The organism is Thiocapsa imhoffii (assembly GCF_016583985.1).
In the GTDB taxonomy this organism is placed as follows: Bacteria; Pseudomonadota; Gammaproteobacteria; order Chromatiales; family Chromatiaceae; genus Thiocapsa; species Thiocapsa imhoffii.
In genome coordinates this window covers 25242-41824 of the sequence record NZ_NRSD01000013.1, presented here as the reverse complement: position 1 = coordinate 41824, position 16583 = coordinate 25242, and the positions used below count along the sequence as shown (strand labels likewise).

Here is a 16583-nt window from a genome sequence, read left to right as displayed (position 1 = left end):
CTGACGCAACGGGCAGGGCTCCCAGATCACATTCATGAAACAATCACCCGAACAGAATCACGCTGCGCTCCCGTCGGCACGCGAGGACGCCGAGCGTGCGGCCGACATCCGCTTGACCCCACAGACGCAATCCGCCGCCTATCGACTCGCCTATACGGATGTCGACTTCCTCCTGCGCGACGAGGCGCGTCCGGTCCGGCTGCAACTCGAACTCTTGAAGCCGGAATTGGAGTTGCAGGATCAACGGATCGAGTCAACGATCGTGGTGTTTGGCAGCGCGCGGATTCCAGATCCCGACAGCGCCGCGACGCAATTGGCCGCGGCGCAGGCGGCCCGAGCCAGTCATCCGGGCGACCCCGCGTGCGAGGCGGCCGTCTTGCGCTGTCAACGCGCTCACGAGCGCGCGCGCTACTATGAAGAGGCGCGACGTTTCGCCCGACTGGTGTCAGCACAGGAACAAAACGAACACTCGCGTTGCTTTGTGATCGTCACCGGCGGGGGGCCTGGGATCATGGAGGCGGCGAACCGTGGGGCCGCTGATGTGGATGCCCTCTCGATCGGCCTGAGTATCACCCTGCCGCACGAGCAGGCCCCGAATGCCTTTATCACCCCAGAACTCTCGTTCCAGTTCCACTATTTCGCCTTGCGCAAGATGCATTTTCTGATGCGTGCGAAAGCACTGGTCGTCTTCCCCGGCGGTTTTGGGACCTTTGATGAGCTCTTCGAAACCCTGTGTCTGATTCAGACGAAAAAGATCCGCCCGATGCCGGTCATGCTGTTCGGGCGCACCTTCTGGGAGCGGGTCGTCGATTTCGAGGCCATGGTCGAGGAAGGAGTCATCAGTCGCAGCGATCTGGAGCTGTTCGTCTACGTGGAGACCGCGGCGGAGGCTTGGGAGCGGATCTGCGCATACTATGAACAACAAGCCCCCGGCTGCTGAGGTCGTGATGCGTTTACCCTGAAAGGATATGATCAGGGTGATGCCCTGCGCGTTGAGAGTGCTCTCGTTCGATGTGCTCGACTCCAGTCAGTGCGCCGCACACGGCCTGACTCAGGCTTGTGCCATCCTCATGCGCGGACACAGCAGAGTCCCCGGTAGTGTTCGGTGACGTCCCTGTCGATGATTTATCTGGGATCACCCCTGCATTTGCTGGAGCTCCTCGCCGGGTTCTCCAGCCGTGCGATCCGATTGCTCCCAGGGAAAGTGCGGGAGTTGGAAGAAGGCCTGGCGCAGGCTCTCGTTCCAATATCGCGCCATGGTGTCCAGTTCGGGTGAGTGCTCCTCCAGCCGCAGCCGCTGCAAGGGGGCGAGGGCATCGGTGGGGCAGATCGCCACCTCGAAGGGTGGGCCAACGCTGAGGTTCGACCGCGTGGTGCCAACCAACGAGACCAGGCAGGCGCGGGCCCCATCATTGAGTGAGAGTGACGGTGTCACGATGTGGTCGAGGATGGGTTTGCCATATTTGCTCTCACCGATCTGGAGATAGGGTGTTTCCGGGGTGGCCGCGATGTGATTCCCCTGCGGATAGATGAGAAAGAGTCCATGGGGCTGGCCGGCGATCTGTCCACCCAGGATGAAACTCGCCTCAACGCTCGCCCCAACCGCGCGCAAGGCAGGGCCATGCTCGTTCTGCACCGCCAAATTGATCTGGCCGATATAGTTGGCGGCCTCGAACAGATAGGCAACGTTGGCCAAGGTGGTCGCGGGCGCAATGAGCGTGGGATCGGGATGCGCGGCCTGATCGAGGTCGCGTCGGATCCGATTGAGCACCTCTTGGGTGGTCGCGAGGTTCCCGGCCGCGAGCAGGATGAACATCCGATCCGGGGCGGGTTGGAAGAGATGGAGTTTGCTGTAGGACGAGATGTAGTCAACGCCCGCATTGGTGCGTGAGTCGGAGGCCATCACGAGCCCCTGATCGAGGCAGAGTCCGACGCAATAGGTCATGGGTGAGCACCTCGTTGGGATCGGTCCGGGTGGTTCGTCGGGCCAATCAGTCGATCGATGGGGAGCGCCTGGGATCTTGCCTGCATGCACGCGTCGCACGCGCATCAAGGGCTCGGTGGTGGCCTCATGACGCTCTTGTCGGAACGCCGGTCGATCAAGGACCAAGATCGGATGAAAGCGGCGTCTGGGTCGACATTGTGAGCCCAGCAGGGCAGGATACACAACGGTCATGATCATGCGATCGGAGCATGGCCTCATCGTGCAAGCGGCCTGATATCTGTTGTCCGCCCTGGCCACTGGCGTCGTGCGCGCAGACAACCAACGGCCATGTGCTTCGCGTCTCCTGTTAGGGCAACCGCGGTGTCGGGCAAAAGTTGCCTGTCGTGTCAGCTTGGTCTGGCGGGTCACGAGATTCGCTTATCCACTCACTTCAATCGGAGACATCCTATGCCAGAGCGCGCCGTCGACGTGGCCATCATTGGTTCGGGGACCGCGGGATTGAATGCCATGGGGCAGGTGCGCCGGGCGGGGAAGAGCTTTGTCCTGATCAATGGGGGTGAACCCGGAACGACCTGTGCGCGCGTGGGTTGCATGCCATCGAAGGCGATGATCCAGATCGCCGAGGACTATCATCGGCGCACGCATTTGGGGAAATTCGGGATCGACGGACACGAAGGCATGACGCTGAATGTGCCCGAGGCGCTGGAGCATGTTCAGGATCTACGTGATACGTTCGTGGACCGGGTGCTAGGGAGCAGCACCGACGATATGCCGCCCGACCTCTTCATCCAGGACTATGCGCGCTTTATCGAACCGACCTTGATCGAGGTTGCCGGTCAGCGCATTCGCGCCAAGGCGGTGGTCATTGCGACCGGGTCGCGACCGCTGGTGCCCGCGCCCTGGCGGGTCTTCGGCGAGCGTCTCATCACCACCGATGAGCTCTTCGAGCTCACGGATCTCCCGTCGACCATGGCGGTGATCGGACTGGGGACCATCGGCCTTGAGGTGGGACAAAGTCTTGCACGGATGGGGGTCGAGATGACGGGCTTTGATCAAGTCGAGCAGATCGCGGGCATTCGCGATCCCGAGGTCAATGCGGTCGCGATCGCGCTGTTGGGCAAGGAGTTTCCGCTCCATCTCGGAGCCGCCGCCGAGATCAGTGAGGAGGGCGAGCAGTTGCGCGTCACTGCCGGCGCGAAGAGTCTGCTGGTTGAGAAGGTTCTCTGTAGCATTGGGCGCGTGCCAAATGTCGAGGGCCTCGGTCTGCAGGCTCTCGGTGTGCCCTTGGGGCCGCGCGGCATCCCCGCATTCGATCCGCACAGCATGCAGGTCGGCTCCCTGCCGGTCTTCATCGCGGGCGATGTCACCGGCGATCGGCCGATCCTGCACGAGGCTGGAGCCGAGGGGAAAATCGCCGGCTTCAATGCCGCGCACTACGCCGATGGCGTTGATCCGTCGCGCTTTCGGCGCAAGACGCCACTCTTCATCAATTTCTGTGACCCCAACATCTGTGCCGTAGGGGCCCGCTGGACGGACCTCGATCCCGCGACGAGCGCGGTCGGCCAGATCCAGTTCGCCCCGGTGGGGCGCGCGCTCATCATGGGCCAGAATAAAGGGATCATTCGTGTCTACGCGGACAAGACAACGGGTCGGATCCTCGGCAGCGAGCTGATCGGCCCACGCGGGGAGAACCTCGCCCATCTCCTCTGTTGGGTCATCGAACAAGGTCTGACCGTGGGCCAGCTCTTGCGCATGCCCTTTTACCATCCGGTGATCGAAGAGGCACTGCAAGCCGCGCTCTACGACCTCTATGCCAAGGTCGACGTGAAGAACAGTGGCGGCATCACCGAACTCGAACCGCTGAGCGACTGAGATGGGACCGAGCGCCAAGGGGGGCTTGGGTACGCGTGACCCACGCGAACAGGTGTCGAACTTGGCGCGACTTTCCACGAGGCGACCGCGTACTCCAGCAGATTAGACCACCTCACTCGCGCGACACACTGAGACCTGTACAACGAGCGGCTCTCTAGCAGCCCATCGTCATTGGATCGACAAGATCTTGTGACTGCAGATCAAGTGCGTTGTGCGCAACCATACCCTCATTGGCGACGCTGTTGGTCTGGTTAAGGCGTTGCCGCATGGCCTGATGCACTGGCCCTCATCGACGCGCGGGCAAGACCCGCACGCTATATCCATTCAACGTTTGATGGGAGAGATTTTGGTCCCTTCGATGCTGAGGCTGGCCATCAGCCCCTGCTGATCAAAAATGAAGGCGTAGGCATCCTCCTGTAATGTTGTCGATGACAGATTCTTAGCCGCGCCGGCATCCATCGCGACCACGGTCGGCCCGACTCCGATTTCCCACCCCGCGGACGTGTCGAGATAATTTAATACTTTGTTATTCATGAGAAAGACGATGTAGCTGTATTCTTGGGCGCCGGCCTGCCAGCCCCAAGACGCGGACACGGAATTGTAGTAGCCGGCGACATCGGCGCCCTTCATCAGAACACCTTCGCCATAACTTCCGCCAAAGACGAGACCGGCCTTGACGACATTCGGGAACACCAGAATCCCCTTTGCCGTTTGTCCAATTGTGGCGGCACCCGGATTGGTTTGATACAAGATCTGCAAGGCCTCGAACGCGTCCTTATTCAGGTCTTCCGCCGTTGCAGCGAGCATTTGGCCGCCGAAAGCAGCCAGTGAAGATGAAGCAGCCGCAACGAGAAGCAGGTGTTTTATCGTGTTTTGAAGATTGCTCATGTACATATCCTCAGTCATTCGGTGATGGGTCGATGGATCGTCAAGCTTGATTGATGTCCATGACCGTCTTGCCGATCAGTCCAAACCAGATCCGATTGCCAGGCTAGGCGGCAGTTTGTACAAGTTCTGTATGCTAGCGAACAGAGCGATGTCGTTTTTGGTCAGCTTCGGTCCACACAGTGGAACCTCGACGGATGTTGGGCGGAATGATGATCAAGAGGATAACGTCTGCGAGCAGATCAAAGCGATCTAGCCTGTTTTTAGCCACCGGATGGGCAGCGGTGAGGGTGGTGCCTTCATCCTCGATGACTTGAATCCTGGGTGCGCGCTTTCAACGTACGTTACCGCACAGACAGCTCGCACTGTGACTGTAAAACTAACCATGTGGAAACAACCTGGCTGTCAAGAATCGACATGTCGTCGTATGGTCAAATAGTGTCCATTTCTTACAACACTGCTCAATCAGGTTACGATCAATGAACAACATCTTGACGAGTGCTTTTCTGATGACCATGACTTTGGTGCTGCTGCTCGCAGCGTGCAGTACTGCCTCAAAGCATGAACCGGCGCCGGCTGCCGCCGCACCGATGTATGAGCCAATACCAGATCGCAATTGAAGATCTGCCGGTTCCAATCCTATTTGCTGTCAACTTTGAAATTGATCGATTCAAGTTGATAGTGAAGATTGAGATTGGTGTCTCAGGTGATTCCTGAAGCCCTTCAGCTTCATGTTGGCGCAATCCCTTTTCCGCGATGATCCCGACGATGATGTTTTCCCGGCTCGCCGTGATCAGTTTCTTCACGATGCTCGTCAGCCATGCTGGTTTCGTTGGTGCCGCCTCGTCACCGATGATCTTTGATCAACCGCAGGAATCGTCGGTGACGAGGCCACTCCCACCAGAGTACGTGATCGACCCGGACGGGTCCGTGGTCCTGCGGATTTGCTTTAATTGGTCCTGTGCGCGCAGACAGACCATGACCTTCACTCCCGACGACATGGCTCTACTAAAACGGCATCTCGCACTTTGTCCGGGAACGAGTCTTCACGATCGGTTACAGCATGTGCGTATCGCCATCTGGCAAATGGAATTGCTGGCGCAAAAATATCAGCCGTTGTTGGCCAATGACCGTGCCATCAACGATTTTGAGGCGGGACTTGAGGGGCGGATGGATTGCGTCGATAACGCCAGCAACACCACCAATTTTCTGCATATCCTCCGGGATATCGGGGAACTAGCCGGCTGGACGGTCTCACCGCCGAAAGTGCGCAGTCGCTTAAATCTCACTACGGTTCACTGGACGGCCGTGATGATCGATACGGAGACTGGGCATCCCTGGAGCATTGACTCTTGGTTTCGCCCGAACGGTCACCTGCCGATGGTCATGCCCTTGCCGAGCTGGATCGCGAAGAAGAAGGGATGGGAAGCGCCTTTCGAACGTCTGAATTCTACCCCGCGCTCGATCAACGAGCTCTGCGACAGGCCGCCAAATGATCACGCTGGGCCAGTGGGATTGTCTTTACGATGATGATCCAAAACGCCTCTCTTCTGGCATGACATACACAACGCCGGATGTCCCGGAAAACACCTCAGAAACAACATCCTTGAAGAAGTCTACCGGAACATTGATGCAACCATAGGAAATGCGGTTATCGAGTGGCGACGGAGTGGCCAGGCGTTGCGCCCGGCGCTGTTCGGGTCTGCTGGTCATCACCGGATGCATGGAGATGGCATTGTTGTAGTCCACCCAGAGTATGTCCTTGCCACGGGAATTGCGTCCCATTGTCGCGATAAAACGACCCGCAGGCGTTGTGCGCTCCTCAGGGGGAATTTGTGATATCGGAATGTCGATAAGGCCGGGGGCGACCTCATCTCCCAGCGCCAGGCCCAGCAGCGCGGGTGCTGCTCCTTGCAGCTTTCCGTTAACGTCGAACACATAAACCTTCGCGTTGACTTTATCGACGATCGCGAACGGCATGTCGAGATGGTCTCGTGAACCCAGAACCCAATCTGCCAGACCCCGTGTCCTAGGCGATGCGCTCTCCGACGCAAAGTTGGCTTGCCTCGAACCATGTGCCATGGCCGTTTTCGGCTGCATCACGAACGGGACATCCGCGTCTTCGGAGGAGTATGCACTGAACATCGGGTTGGACTGATGAGCGGCAATGTCCGTCCCCGTTGCGAAATGTGTGCTGCAACCGGAAACCAACGCAACACAACAGAGGCTGAGTCCCGCTCGTCGCTCTATTGCCATCTCCAGTCCCGAATCTCCGGCAGATCCTCCCCGTACTCGGCGATATAGTGCGTGTGCTCAATCAGCTTGTCGCGAATCGCTTGCTTGGCGTAGGCGGCCTTGATCCCGAGTCGCGGCACCCGATCAATGACATCGGCGACCAGATCAAAGCGATCCAGCTCGTTTTTCACCACGGTATCGAAGGGCGTCGACGTCGTGCCTTCTTCCTTGTACCCGCGCACATGCAGGTTGTGGTGGTTGGTGCGGCGATAGGTGAGCCGATGAATCAGCCAGGGATAGCCGTGATAGGCGAAGATGATGGGTTTGTCGGTGGTGAAGAGCAGGTCGAAGTCCCGGTCGCTCAAGCCGTGCGGGTGTTCGCTCGGCGGCTGAAGCTTCATGAGGTCGACCACGTTGATGACCCGGATCTTGAGGTCGGGAACATGCGTGCGCAGCAGGCTGACGGCGGCCAGGGTTTCGAGTGTCGGCACGTCACCGGCGCAGGCCATCACGACCTCCGGCTCGCCGCCCTGGTCGTTGCTGGCCCAGGGCCAGATGCCGATGCCGGCGGTACAGTGCTTGATGGCGGCATCCATGTCGAGCCATTGGGGCGAGGGCTGCTTCCCGGCCACGATGACATTCACATAATTGCGGCTCCGCAGACAGTGATCGGTCACCGAGAGCAGGGTGTTGGCATCCGGCGGCAGATAGACCCGGATAACCTCCGCCTTCTTGTTGATGACGTGGTCGATGAAGCCGGGATCCTGATGGCTGAAACCGTTGTGATCCTGACGCCAGACATGGGAGGACAGCAGATAGTTGAGCGAGGCAATCGGCCGCCGCCAGGGGATGTGGTTGCACACCTTGAGCCACTTGGCGTGCTGATTGAACATGGAGCCGACGATGTGGATGAAGGCTTCATAGCAGGAAAAGAAGCCGTGACGGCCGGTGAGCAGATAGCCTTCAAGCCAGCCTTCGCACTGATGCTCGCTCAACATCTCCATCACCCGACCATTCGGTCCGACATGCTCGTCGTCAGCGGTGATCTGCGCGACCGAACAGCGGTCCGTCACCTCGAACACCGCATCCCAGCGGTTCGAGGACGTCTCATCCGGGCTGAAGACGCGGAAGTTGTCGGGATTGAGCCGCACCACGTCACGGATGAAACGGCCTTGGACGCGGGTCGCCTCGGCGTCCACGCCACCCGGTCGCGGCACGTCCACCGCCTGGTCGCGGAAATCCGGCATCCGCAGATCGCGCAGCAGCAGGCCGCCATTGGCGTGCGGACTGGCGCTCATGCGCCGTTCACCGTGCGGGGCTAGGGCCGCAAGTTCGGCGTTAAGCTTGCCGGTGACATCGAACAACTCCTCCGGGCGATAGCTTTTCAGCCAGCCTTCCAGAATCTCCAGATGCCCTGGGCGCGTCATGTTGGCCATCGGTACCTGATGGGACCGGGAGGTGCCTTCGGTCGCCTTCCCGTCCACGGTCTTCGGGCCGGTCCAGCCCTTGGGCGAGCGCAGGATGATCATGGGCCAGCGCGGACGGGTGTCGAAACCGAAGGCGCGGGCGTCGTTCTGGATGCGCTGGATCTCGGCGACCACGATATCGAGCGTGGCGGCCATGAGCTGGTGCATCGTCATGGGATCGTCACCATCGACGACGTAGGGAGCGTAACCATAGCCATGGAACAGCGCTTCCAGCTCATCGCGCGGGATGCGCGCCAGCACCGTGGGGCCGGCGATTTTGTAGCCGTTCAGGTGCAGGATGGGCAGCACGGCCCCATCGTGGATCGGGTTCAGAAACTTATTGGAGTGCCAACTCGTGGCGAGCGGGCCGGTCTCCGCCTCGCCGTCGCCGACCACGCAGGCCACGATCAGGTCGGGGTTGTCGAAGGCCGCACCATAGGCATGGGAGAGCGCATAACCCAACTCGCCGCCCTCGTTGATCGAACCCGGCGTCTCGGGCGCGACGTGGCTGGGGATCCCGCCGGGAAAGGAGAACTGCTTGAACAGCCGCCGCATCCCGTCCTCGTCCCGCGAGATGTTCGGATAGACCTCGCTGTAGGTACCCTCCAGATAGGCGTTCGCTACCATCGCCGGTCCACCATGCCCCGGCCCGGCGACATAGACCATGCTGAGGTCCTGTTCCTTGATGACACGGTTGAGATGCGCGTAGATGAAGCTCAGGCCCGGTGTCGTGCCCCAGTGGCCGAGCAGGCGCGGCTTGATGTGTGATAGTGCCAGCGGCTCTTTCAGCAGCGGATTGTCGTAGAGATAGATCTGTCCGACCGAGAGATAATTCGCCGCACGCCACCAGGCATCGAGCTTGCGCAGTTGTTCGGGGTCGAGGGGCTGGGTCGCCGTGGTCATACGCTGACTCCTGAATGGACATGTCTTGGTTGACGCGGGGGGAACACCACCTGGCCATGCGGTGGCCCATCTCAGGAAGTGGCGAGCGGACGCCGGAAACTGCATTCCCGCGAATCGAGATCGAGCAGAGACCGGCGGTGTTGAAAAAACGCATCGCGCACCTCGCGGGCGACGGGTTGTCACGAGCATAACATGCGGGTTTTACCGCATCGCTCACCCGGGCGATGCCGCGATTAGGTCGTAACCCAAATCCACGAAACGCCGCACAGCGGCCAATCGTGGCTGGCCGAATCGGTCATCTTGGCCCGTAGATCAAGTGCGCGCGCATTCATAGCCAGAGTGGTGATGCCGTGGTCAAGCGGGCATCGGCGCGCGGGCAAGACCCGCGCGCCATCCATTCAACGTTTGATGGGTGTAATTTTCGTTCCTTCGATGCTGAGGCTGGCCATCAACCCCTGCTGATCAAAAATGAAGGCATAGGCGTCATCCTTTAATGTTGTCGATGACAGATTCTTCGCCACACCTGCATCGACGGCCACCACGGTCGGCCCGACCCCGATTTCCCATCCTTCCGAGGTATCGAGATAACTCAATACCTTGTCATTCATAAGAAAGACAACGTAGCTGTATGACTGAACGCCAGCCTGCCAGCCCCAGGACGCAGACACTGAATTGTAGTAGCCGGCGACCTCGGAGCCCTTCATCAGAACACCCTCGCCATAACTTCCGCCGAAGACCAGTCCAGCCTTAACGACATTCGGAAACACCAGAACTGCCGTTGCCGTCTTGCCGATCGCGGCGGCATCCGGATTGGTTTGATACAAGAGCGCTAATGCAGTGGCCGCGTCTTTATTCAGGTCTTCCGCCGTTGCGGCCAACGCCTGGCCGCCGAAAGAAACGAGTGAAAATGCGGCAGCCGCAACGAGCAGCAGGGTTTTCATCATGGGTCGTCGATTGCTCATGTGCGTATCCTCGGTCGTTCTGTAATGGATGGAGGGAAAGTCAAGTCTGCTTGACGTCCATGACTGTCATGCGGATCTATCTCAATCGCGTCCAGGGCTGAAAAGCATCGGATTCGTCCGATTAACAGAAACCAGATTAGACTGATGTTTGCGCAAGTTCTGTTCGCTGGCGAACAAAGCGATTTTCGATTTGAGTCAGCATCGGTCGGCGGCGATCGCTAAACCGATGACGCTGAAGACTGCTGAAACGAAGGTGACACCTGAGACGACGGGGGATTTTCCAGGGACGTCCGGCCTATCAGCGCGGGCTTTACGTGTTCAGGGAGCAGCGGGCATGATCGAGCACGCCGTCGAGGCATTCATCACGCGCTGGGGCGGCGGGATCAGCCACGGCCGCAACGAGCGCGCCAACCTGCAGATGTTCATCACCGAGCTTTGCACCCTGCTCGATCTGCCTCAGCCCGACCCGTCCGGCTCCAAGATCGGCGACAACGCCTACGTCTTCGAGCGCAAGCTGACCGAACCCGCTGCCAACGGCGGCCAGACCGCGCGCTCGTCCGACCTCTACCGGCGCGGCTGTTTCATCCTCGAAGGCAAGGACACCGGCAAGCAGACTGGCAGCAGCGGCTGGGACGCGGCCATCGTCAAGGCGCTGAATCAATCCGAGAACTACGCCCGTCCGTCGCCGCGGTTTTCTCATGCGCTGTCTGTTCACCATGTTCGCCGAGGACGTGGGTCTGCTGCCGGAGCGCAGCTTTCTCGAGCTGCTGGAGCGTCCTAAAGGCCAAGCCGGAGTCCTTCTGCCCGCAACTGCACAGCCTCTGACGGCAAGGTCAACCTCACCCGAGCCGGTGCTGCGCGATTTCCACAACATCGAGAACCGCGACGCCCTGATCGACTACGACGCCGTGGAGTTGGTGCGCGACGCCAATGGCCAGCCGGTGACGCGCTGGGATGGCATCATCGACAAGATCAGCCCGATCACTGGGGAGAAGATCCCGGATGAGGCGGCGCAGGTCGAACAGCTCCGCTATCTCAACCCGCGAAAGGCCCAATGGCCGCAGGCGGAATACATCGCATGCATAGCAGGCACCGCAAGACGTTTGAGGCGATCTTCTTCGAGCCGGTCAACGGGAATCTGGAGTGGTCGCGCATCGAAGCGCTGCTGATCGCCGTCGGCTGCCTGGTGATCGAAGGCAGCGAATCGGCCGTCACCTTCGAGAAAGACGGCCGTAAAGCCAAGTTTCATCGGCCGCACCCGCGCAAAGATGCGCTGATATACCGCGTCAAGCAGGTGCGCGAATACCCCACACAACTCGGTATGACTCCATGAGCGTAACCAACGTGATGCACTATCGCGGTTATCAGGCCAGCATGACCTTTGACCCGGACGACAAGATCATCGTCGGGCGCGTACTGGATATTGACGACATCATTGGTTTTCATGGCGAATCGGTCAGCGAATTCGAGCAAGCCTTCAGCACCACACTGCCGACCGGGACGCCCAGATCGCCGGCAATGACCGAGCACTTCGCCTGGAGCAGAAAGAACACCGGCGCCAGGGTCTCGCTGAGCGTTTCGTAGTTCGCCTGACCCTTGGCCAGGATCAGGGGTGCTTGTGCGAATTGCTCGCGAAACGCCGCCGAGCAATGTTCGAGCAAGGTGCCGGGCGCATCCGAACCGTTATCGATGATGTGACTGACCGCATCCAGACCCGCGGCCAGGGCGTCTTCGCGGGTCGCGTCGTTGATGATCGGGCCAGCCTTGACCACATAGGTCACCGGCAGGGCGAGGTGCTCGATCAGCACCCGGTCAAAGACCGTTTCACCGGCGTTGTCGGCCAGGTAGAGGAGGCTGTCGGCGTCCTTCAGCGCCTCGCGCAGGCGCGCCAAGCCATCGATCGCGAAGGGTTGTTCGAGGACCCGCGCCAGGGTCGCATTCAGTTCGAAGGGTTCCGCCATGCCGTCGTCGATCATGTTGCCGGCGATGGCGATGCGCACGGCGGTCTCCAATGGATCCGGGGCGATACGCACGCGCTCGCGCAAGGCGGGCAGCAGCCTCATGGCCTGCGCCGTGGCGTCCCGCTTGCTCCGCGCATAGGGATCGGGCGTCTGCGTCTCGCGCCGGACCGTTCGGTGGATGATTTCCGCCATCACCGGCGGCGTCGATTGCACCGGGAGGGCGCGAAGTTGGTCCATGGTCTCCAGCAGGATGTGATGTTGCAGCTCCACCGAGGCTTCGGCCTGGCGGGCCGCGCTCAGGGCTTGCCGCAGGAAACAGGGATAGCAGTCGAGGTAGGTCTTCATGAAGCGAGTGTCCGAGTCATTGGTCTTTGCCGTGGCTGGATCGATGCTAGGCCATCGCACTGATGGTGCGACGAAAACGAGTCAGCGCGATGCCGAAGAACACGGCGCCGATCGCAGCGAGCGCGAGGAACGGCGGCCAGACCACGTCGAGGCCGGCGCCGCGATAGAGGATGGCCTGGGCGGCGGTGACGAAGTGCGTGGTCGGTGCGCCGAGCATCAGGGTCTGCACCAGCTCGGGCATGCTCTCGCGCGGGGTGGAGTTGCCCGAGAGCAGTTGCAGCGGCAGCAGGATGAGCACGGCGAGCATCCCGAACTGCGGCATGGAGCGCGCCAGGGTGGCCATGAAGATGCCGAGCGAGGTGGTGGCGAAGAGATGCAGCGTGGCGGCGACCAGAAAGAGCGCCAGCGAGCCCTCGATCGGGATGCGCAGCACGCCCTGTACGACGAGTACCAGGGCCACGCCGGCAGCCAGCAGCACCACCAGGCCCATCGACCAGATCTTGGCCAGCATGATCTCGGCCGGCGTGACCGGCATCGCCAGCAGGTGCTCGATGGTGCCGTGCTCGCGCTCGCGGATCAGCGCCGCGCCGGTCAGGATGATCGACAGCAGGGTGACGTTGTTGATGATCTCCATCAGCGCGCCGAACCAGGACTGCTCCAGGTTGGGATTAAAACGGGTGCGCAGGGCCAACTCGACCGGCAGGGGTGCGCTGCCACGGTAACGCTGCACGAATTCGCCAACCTCGCCCAGCACCATCTGCTGGACAAAGCGGCTGCCGGTGAAGGCCTGACTCATGCGTGTGGCGTCGACATTGTGCTGGATGGCGGGCGAGCGCCCGGCCAGCACGTCGCGTTGAAAGTCCGGCGGGATGTCCAGCACGAAGGTATAGGTCCCGGCATCCATGCCGGCATCGATCTCCGAGAGGCCGATCATCGCCGGGGGATCAAACCGCGGGGGATAGAAGGCGCTCGCGATGCGCATCGACAGCGGCGAGCCGTCCTCGTCGACGATGGCGATCGGCGCCTTGTGCAGCGTCTCCGGCATCGCCGTGGCGGCGACATAGATGGAGACTGTGAAGGTGTAGGCGATCAGGACGAGCATCATGGGGTCGCGCGCCAGGCTCCAGAGCTCCTTGATGCCCAGGCGGTAGATGTTGGCGAGATGCGCCATCCTCAGCGCTCCTGCTTCTTCAGCAGCAGGATCGACAGGGCCAAGATGACCGGCACCGCCAGGGCGAGCGGCCAGAAGGAGGCTTCGAGGCCGGCGAAACCGAGCGCCTTGTTGAAGACGCCGCGCGTGATGGTCAGAAAGTGTGCGGCTGGATAGAACTGGCCGATGACATGACCCACGCCTTCGAGTGAGGACACCGGGTTCAACATGCCGGAGAACTGAATCGCCGGGATGATGGTGCCGATGATGGTCACGAACATGGCCGCGATCTGGCTGCGCGTGAAGGTCGAGGCGAAGAGCCCGAAGCCGGTCGAGAAGGTGACGAAGAGCAGCGCCCCCGCCGTCAGCGCCAGCAGGCTGCCCTTCACCGGCACCCCGAAGACGGTCACCGCCAGCAGCGTCAGCAGGGCGAAGTTGAGCATCGCCAGCAGGATGTACGGCATCTGCTTGCCGAGCAGGAACTCGCTGCGAGTCACCGGGGTGACATAGAGATTGATGATCGAGCCCAGCTCCTTCTCGCGCACCACCGAGAGTGCGGTCAGCATCGCCGGGATCATCAGCAGCAGCATAGGGATGACCGCCGGCACCATCGCCGGCAGGCTGCGCACGTCGGGGTTGTAGCGAAAGCGGGTCTCGATGGTGGCCGGGCTGGTTGCGCCGTCTTGGCCGAGCCGCTCTTTTGCCTGCTCCAGCAGCCATCCCTGATGCATCCCCTGCACATAGCCCCGCACCGTCTCGGCGCGCACCGGCATGGCGCCATCGACCCAGGCACCGATCTGAACGCTGTGACCGCGAGCGATGTCGCGCGCGAAGCCGGTCGGGATCTCGATGGCCAGCGCGAGCTGACCGGCGCGCATGCGCCGGTCGAGATCCCGGTCATCGAGGATCGGCGGGCGCTCGACGAAGTGCGCGAGCCGGACAGGCTCAGTGCATAGTTCTGGCTCAAGCCGGTCCGGTCGCGGTCGAGCACGGCGTAGCTGAGATCCTCCACGTCCAGGCTGATGCCATAGCCGAAGACGAACATCAGCAGCGCCGTTCCCAACAGCGCCATGGTGGCGCGCATCGGGTCGCGTCGCAGCTCCAGTGTCTCGCGCAGCGCGTAGCTCCAGGCGCGCCCGAGGCTGAAGGGGATGCGGCGCGCACGCGGCGCGGTCGCTTGAATCGTTGAAACCGATGGGGCCGCGGTCACCGGCGGGGCTGCCACCTCGCCACGCGCGCCGGCGTCTTCCAGATAACCGATGAACGCCGCTTCCAGCGTCGCCGCCCCGCGTTGGCGCACCAGCTCGGCCGGCGTGTCGGTGACCAGCACGCGCCCGGCATGCATCAGCGAGATGCGGTCGCAGCGCCCGGCCTCGTTCATGAAATGGGTGGAGATGAAGATGGTGACCTGATCTCGGCGCGCCAGGTCGATCATCAGTTGCCAGAGGCTGTCGCGCGCGATGGGGTCCACGCCCGAGGTGGGCTCGTCCAGGATCAGTAGCTCGGGGCGATGCACCATCGCCACGGCCAGCGAGAGACGCTGACGGATGCCCAGCGGCAGCCTGTCGGGCAGCGCGTCGACCGACTCGGCCAGACCGAAGCGCTCGACCATCTCGTCCACCCGCGCCGGGATCTCGGTCTCCGGCACCTGGAAGAGACGCGCGTGCAGCACCAGATTCTGCCGCACCGTCAACTCCGAATAGAGCGAGAACGCCTGCGACATGTAGCCCACACGCCGGCGCGTGGCGATGTCCCTGGGGTCGACCGCCTGTCCGAACAGGGCCGCGTTGCCTTCGCTAGCCGGCAGCAGGCCGGTCAGCATCTTCATGGTGGTGGATTTGCCGCAGCCGTTGGAGCCGATGAAGCCGAAGATCTCGCCGCGACGGATGGAGAAGCTCACATGGTCGACGGCGACGAAATCGCCGAAACGCATGGTGAGGTCGTTCGCCTCGATGGCGATGTCCGTGTCGCCTCCGGACGCTATCGGCGGAATCGTCACCGCCCGATGACCGCGCCGCCGGTCTTCGGGTAGCAGCGCGATGAAGGCCGCGTCCAGCGAATCACTGCCGGTGCGCGCCAGCAGCTCGGCCGGCGTGCCGGTGGCCAAGACGCGACCGGCATCCATCGCCACCAGCCAGTCGAAGCCCTGCGCCTCGTCCATGTAGGCGGTGGCGACGATCACGCTCATGCCGGTCCGCTCGGGCCTGTCTTGAGCGGCGTCGAAGGATCGGATCCCTGTGATTAAATCCCAGAACTGTGAGCGGGCGAGCGGATCGACGCCGGTGGTCGGCTCGTCCAGAATCAACAGGTCCGGGTCGTGAATCAGCGCGCAGCACAGACCCAGCTTCTGCTTCATGCCGCCGGAGAGCTTGCCGGCCGGGCGCGACAGGAAGGGCGTCAGACCGGTGCTCGCGGTCAGTGCGTCGATGCGACGGCGACGCTCGGCGGCCGAGTGACCGAACAACCGGCCGAAGAACTGAAGATTCTCCTCAATCGACAGGGTTGGATAGAGGTTTTTGCCCAGACCCTGCGGCATGTAGGAGATGCGCGGACAGACGCGGCCACGATGGCGGGCGCTGGCCATGTCCCCGCCTAAGGCGCTCACCTGGCCCTGCTGAATGGCGCGGGCGCCGGCGAGCAGCGCCAGCAGGCTGGACTTGCCCACGCCGTCCGGGCCGAGCAGCCCGACCATACGCCCGGCCGGGAGGTCCAGGCTGATGTTGTCCAGCGCCACCACCTTGCCGTAGCGCAGACCAACGCCGACCAGGCTGGCGACCGGACCGGGGACCAGATGGGCGACTGGCCCCGGCGCGTCCCGCCCCCGTGAATCGACCAGGGGCGGCGGGGCCATGCCGGGGC

Annotated in this window: 14 protein-coding genes and 1 pseudogene; 6 read left to right on the top strand and 9 right to left on the bottom strand. The window is 61.8% G+C overall.

The window, feature by feature from the left end; genetic code table 11:
- Positions 1-34 precede the first annotated feature (34 nt).
- Positions 35-940 carry an LOG family protein gene (locus CKO25_RS12810; RefSeq protein ID WP_200388332.1) on the top strand — a complete coding sequence of 302 codons (906 nt, stop codon included), beginning with the start codon at positions 35-37 and terminating at the stop codon, positions 938-940.
- 195 nt (positions 941-1135) lie between these two features.
- On the opposite strand, the gene CKO25_RS12805 is transcribed toward CKO25_RS12810, so the two are convergent.
- Positions 1136-1945: a proteasome-type protease gene (locus CKO25_RS12805; protein WP_200388331.1), complete on the bottom strand. Its 810-nt coding sequence runs from the start codon at positions 1943-1945 to the stop codon at positions 1136-1138.
- A 447-nt stretch (positions 1946-2392) separates the two neighbouring features.
- On the opposite strand from CKO25_RS12805, the gene CKO25_RS12800 reads away from it, so the two are divergent.
- A complete protein-coding gene (locus CKO25_RS12800; RefSeq protein WP_200388330.1) occupies positions 2393-3817 on the top strand; it encodes a dihydrolipoyl dehydrogenase in 1425 nt (474 codons plus the stop codon).
- A 324-nt stretch (positions 3818-4141) separates the two neighbouring features.
- On the opposite strand, the gene CKO25_RS12795 is transcribed toward CKO25_RS12800, so the two are convergent.
- Positions 4142-4705 carry a lipid-binding SYLF domain-containing protein gene (locus CKO25_RS12795; protein WP_200388329.1) on the bottom strand — a complete coding sequence of 188 codons (564 nt, stop codon included), beginning with the start codon at positions 4703-4705 and terminating at the stop codon, positions 4142-4144.
- 765 nt (positions 4706-5470) lie between these two features.
- On the opposite strand from CKO25_RS12795, the gene CKO25_RS12790 reads away from it, so the two are divergent.
- Complete coding sequence (locus CKO25_RS12790; protein WP_242467598.1) at positions 5471-6232, top strand: hypothetical protein; 762 nt, start codon at positions 5471-5473, stop codon at positions 6230-6232.
- Here CKO25_RS12790 and CKO25_RS21225 read toward each other — a convergent pair.
- From CKO25_RS21225 to CKO25_RS12775, 3 genes are all read right to left on the bottom strand, one after another.
- Entirely contained in the window at positions 6224-6682 is a 459-nt protein-coding gene (locus CKO25_RS21225) for a hypothetical protein (protein ID WP_242467597.1), read from the bottom strand. The genes CKO25_RS12790 and CKO25_RS21225 overlap by 9 nt on opposite strands.
- Before the next feature lie 266 nt (positions 6683-6948).
- Entirely contained in the window at positions 6949-9306 is a 2358-nt protein-coding gene (locus CKO25_RS12780) for a phosphoketolase family protein (protein WP_200388327.1), read from the bottom strand.
- A gap of 398 nt (positions 9307-9704) precedes the next feature.
- The gene (locus CKO25_RS12775; RefSeq protein WP_242467596.1) at positions 9705-10250 is read right to left on the bottom strand and encodes a lipid-binding SYLF domain-containing protein; all 546 of its coding nucleotides are present in this window, start codon (positions 10248-10250) and stop codon (positions 9705-9707) included.
- Between the two features lie 244 nt (positions 10251-10494).
- Between CKO25_RS12775 and CKO25_RS22220 the strand changes: the two genes are divergently transcribed.
- From CKO25_RS22220 to CKO25_RS12760, 3 genes are read left to right on the top strand one after another with little or no spacing between them, the layout of a single operon-like run.
- Positions 10495-11049, top strand: a complete 555-nt coding sequence (locus CKO25_RS22220) for a type IIL restriction-modification enzyme MmeI (protein ID WP_503663881.1) — start codon at positions 10495-10497, stop codon at positions 11047-11049.
- Positions 10967-11437: a hypothetical protein gene (locus tag CKO25_RS22215; protein WP_503663880.1), complete on the top strand. Its 471-nt coding sequence runs from the start codon at positions 10967-10969 to the stop codon at positions 11435-11437. Before CKO25_RS22220 ends, CKO25_RS22215 begins: the two co-directional genes overlap by 83 nt.
- Positions 11347-11601 (top strand): type II toxin-antitoxin system HicA family toxin, encoded by a 255-nt coding sequence (locus CKO25_RS12760; protein ID WP_200388324.1) that lies wholly within the window; start codon positions 11347-11349, stop codon positions 11599-11601. Before CKO25_RS22215 ends, CKO25_RS12760 begins: the two co-directional genes overlap by 91 nt.
- A 109-nt stretch (positions 11602-11710) precedes the next feature.
- On the opposite strand, the gene CKO25_RS12755 is transcribed toward CKO25_RS12760, so the two are convergent.
- The 4 genes and pseudogenes from CKO25_RS12755 to CKO25_RS12745 form a co-directional block, all read right to left on the bottom strand.
- The gene (locus CKO25_RS12755) at positions 11711-12574 is read right to left on the bottom strand and encodes a damage-control phosphatase ARMT1 family protein (RefSeq protein WP_200388323.1); all 864 of its coding nucleotides are present in this window, start codon (positions 12572-12574) and stop codon (positions 11711-11713) included.
- A gap of 46 nt (positions 12575-12620) precedes the next feature.
- Positions 12621-13745 carry an ABC transporter permease gene (locus CKO25_RS12750; RefSeq protein ID WP_200388322.1) on the bottom strand — a complete coding sequence of 375 codons (1125 nt, stop codon included), beginning with the start codon at positions 13743-13745 and terminating at the stop codon, positions 12621-12623.
- Positions 13746-13747: 2 nt separating this feature from the next.
- A complete protein-coding gene (locus CKO25_RS22160) occupies positions 13748-14602 on the bottom strand; it encodes an ABC transporter permease (protein WP_443080762.1) in 855 nt (284 codons plus the stop codon).
- Positions 14603-14709: 107 nt separating this feature from the next.
- A pseudogene (locus CKO25_RS12745) lies at positions 14710-16575 on the bottom strand (ATP-binding cassette domain-containing protein); the annotation flags it as partial.
- Between the last annotated feature and the right edge of the window lie 8 nt (positions 16576-16583).

Excerpts from the sequence above, each read along its gene's own strand:
- CKO25_RS12810 (WP_200388332.1), top strand. The coding sequence starts at position 35 with ATGAAACAATCACCCGAACAGAATCACGCTGCGCTCCCGTCGGCACGC.
- CKO25_RS12805 (WP_200388331.1), bottom strand. The coding sequence starts at position 1,945 with ATGACCTATTGCGTCGGACTCTGCCTCGATCAGGGGCTCGTGATGGCC.
- CKO25_RS12800 (WP_200388330.1), top strand. The coding sequence starts at position 2,393 with ATGCCAGAGCGCGCCGTCGACGTGGCCATCATTGGTTCGGGGACCGCG.
- CKO25_RS12795 (WP_200388329.1), bottom strand. The coding sequence starts at position 4,705 with ATGAGCAATCTTCAAAACACGATAAAACACCTGCTTCTCGTTGCGGCT.
- CKO25_RS12790 (WP_242467598.1), top strand. The coding sequence starts at position 5,471 with ATGATGTTTTCCCGGCTCGCCGTGATCAGTTTCTTCACGATGCTCGTC.
- CKO25_RS21225 (WP_242467597.1), bottom strand. The coding sequence starts at position 6,682 with ATGCCGTTCGCGATCGTCGATAAAGTCAACGCGAAGGTTTATGTGTTC.
- CKO25_RS12780 (WP_200388327.1), bottom strand. The coding sequence starts at position 9,306 with ATGACCACGGCGACCCAGCCCCTCGACCCCGAACAACTGCGCAAGCTC.
- CKO25_RS12775 (WP_242467596.1), bottom strand. The coding sequence starts at position 10,250 with ATGATGAAAACCCTGCTGCTCGTTGCGGCTGCCGCATTTTCACTCGTT.
- CKO25_RS22220 (WP_503663881.1), top strand. The coding sequence starts at position 10,495 with ATGACGCTGAAGACTGCTGAAACGAAGGTGACACCTGAGACGACGGGG.
- CKO25_RS22215 (WP_503663880.1), top strand. The coding sequence starts at position 10,967 with ATGCGCTGTCTGTTCACCATGTTCGCCGAGGACGTGGGTCTGCTGCCG.
- CKO25_RS12760 (WP_200388324.1), top strand. The coding sequence starts at position 11,347 with ATGCATAGCAGGCACCGCAAGACGTTTGAGGCGATCTTCTTCGAGCCG.
- CKO25_RS12755 (WP_200388323.1), bottom strand. The coding sequence starts at position 12,574 with ATGAAGACCTACCTCGACTGCTATCCCTGTTTCCTGCGGCAAGCCCTG.
- CKO25_RS12750 (WP_200388322.1), bottom strand. The coding sequence starts at position 13,745 with ATGGCGCATCTCGCCAACATCTACCGCCTGGGCATCAAGGAGCTCTGG.
- CKO25_RS22160 (WP_443080762.1), bottom strand. The coding sequence starts at position 14,602 with ATGCGCGCCGGTCAGCTCGCGCTGGCCATCGAGATCCCGACCGGCTTC.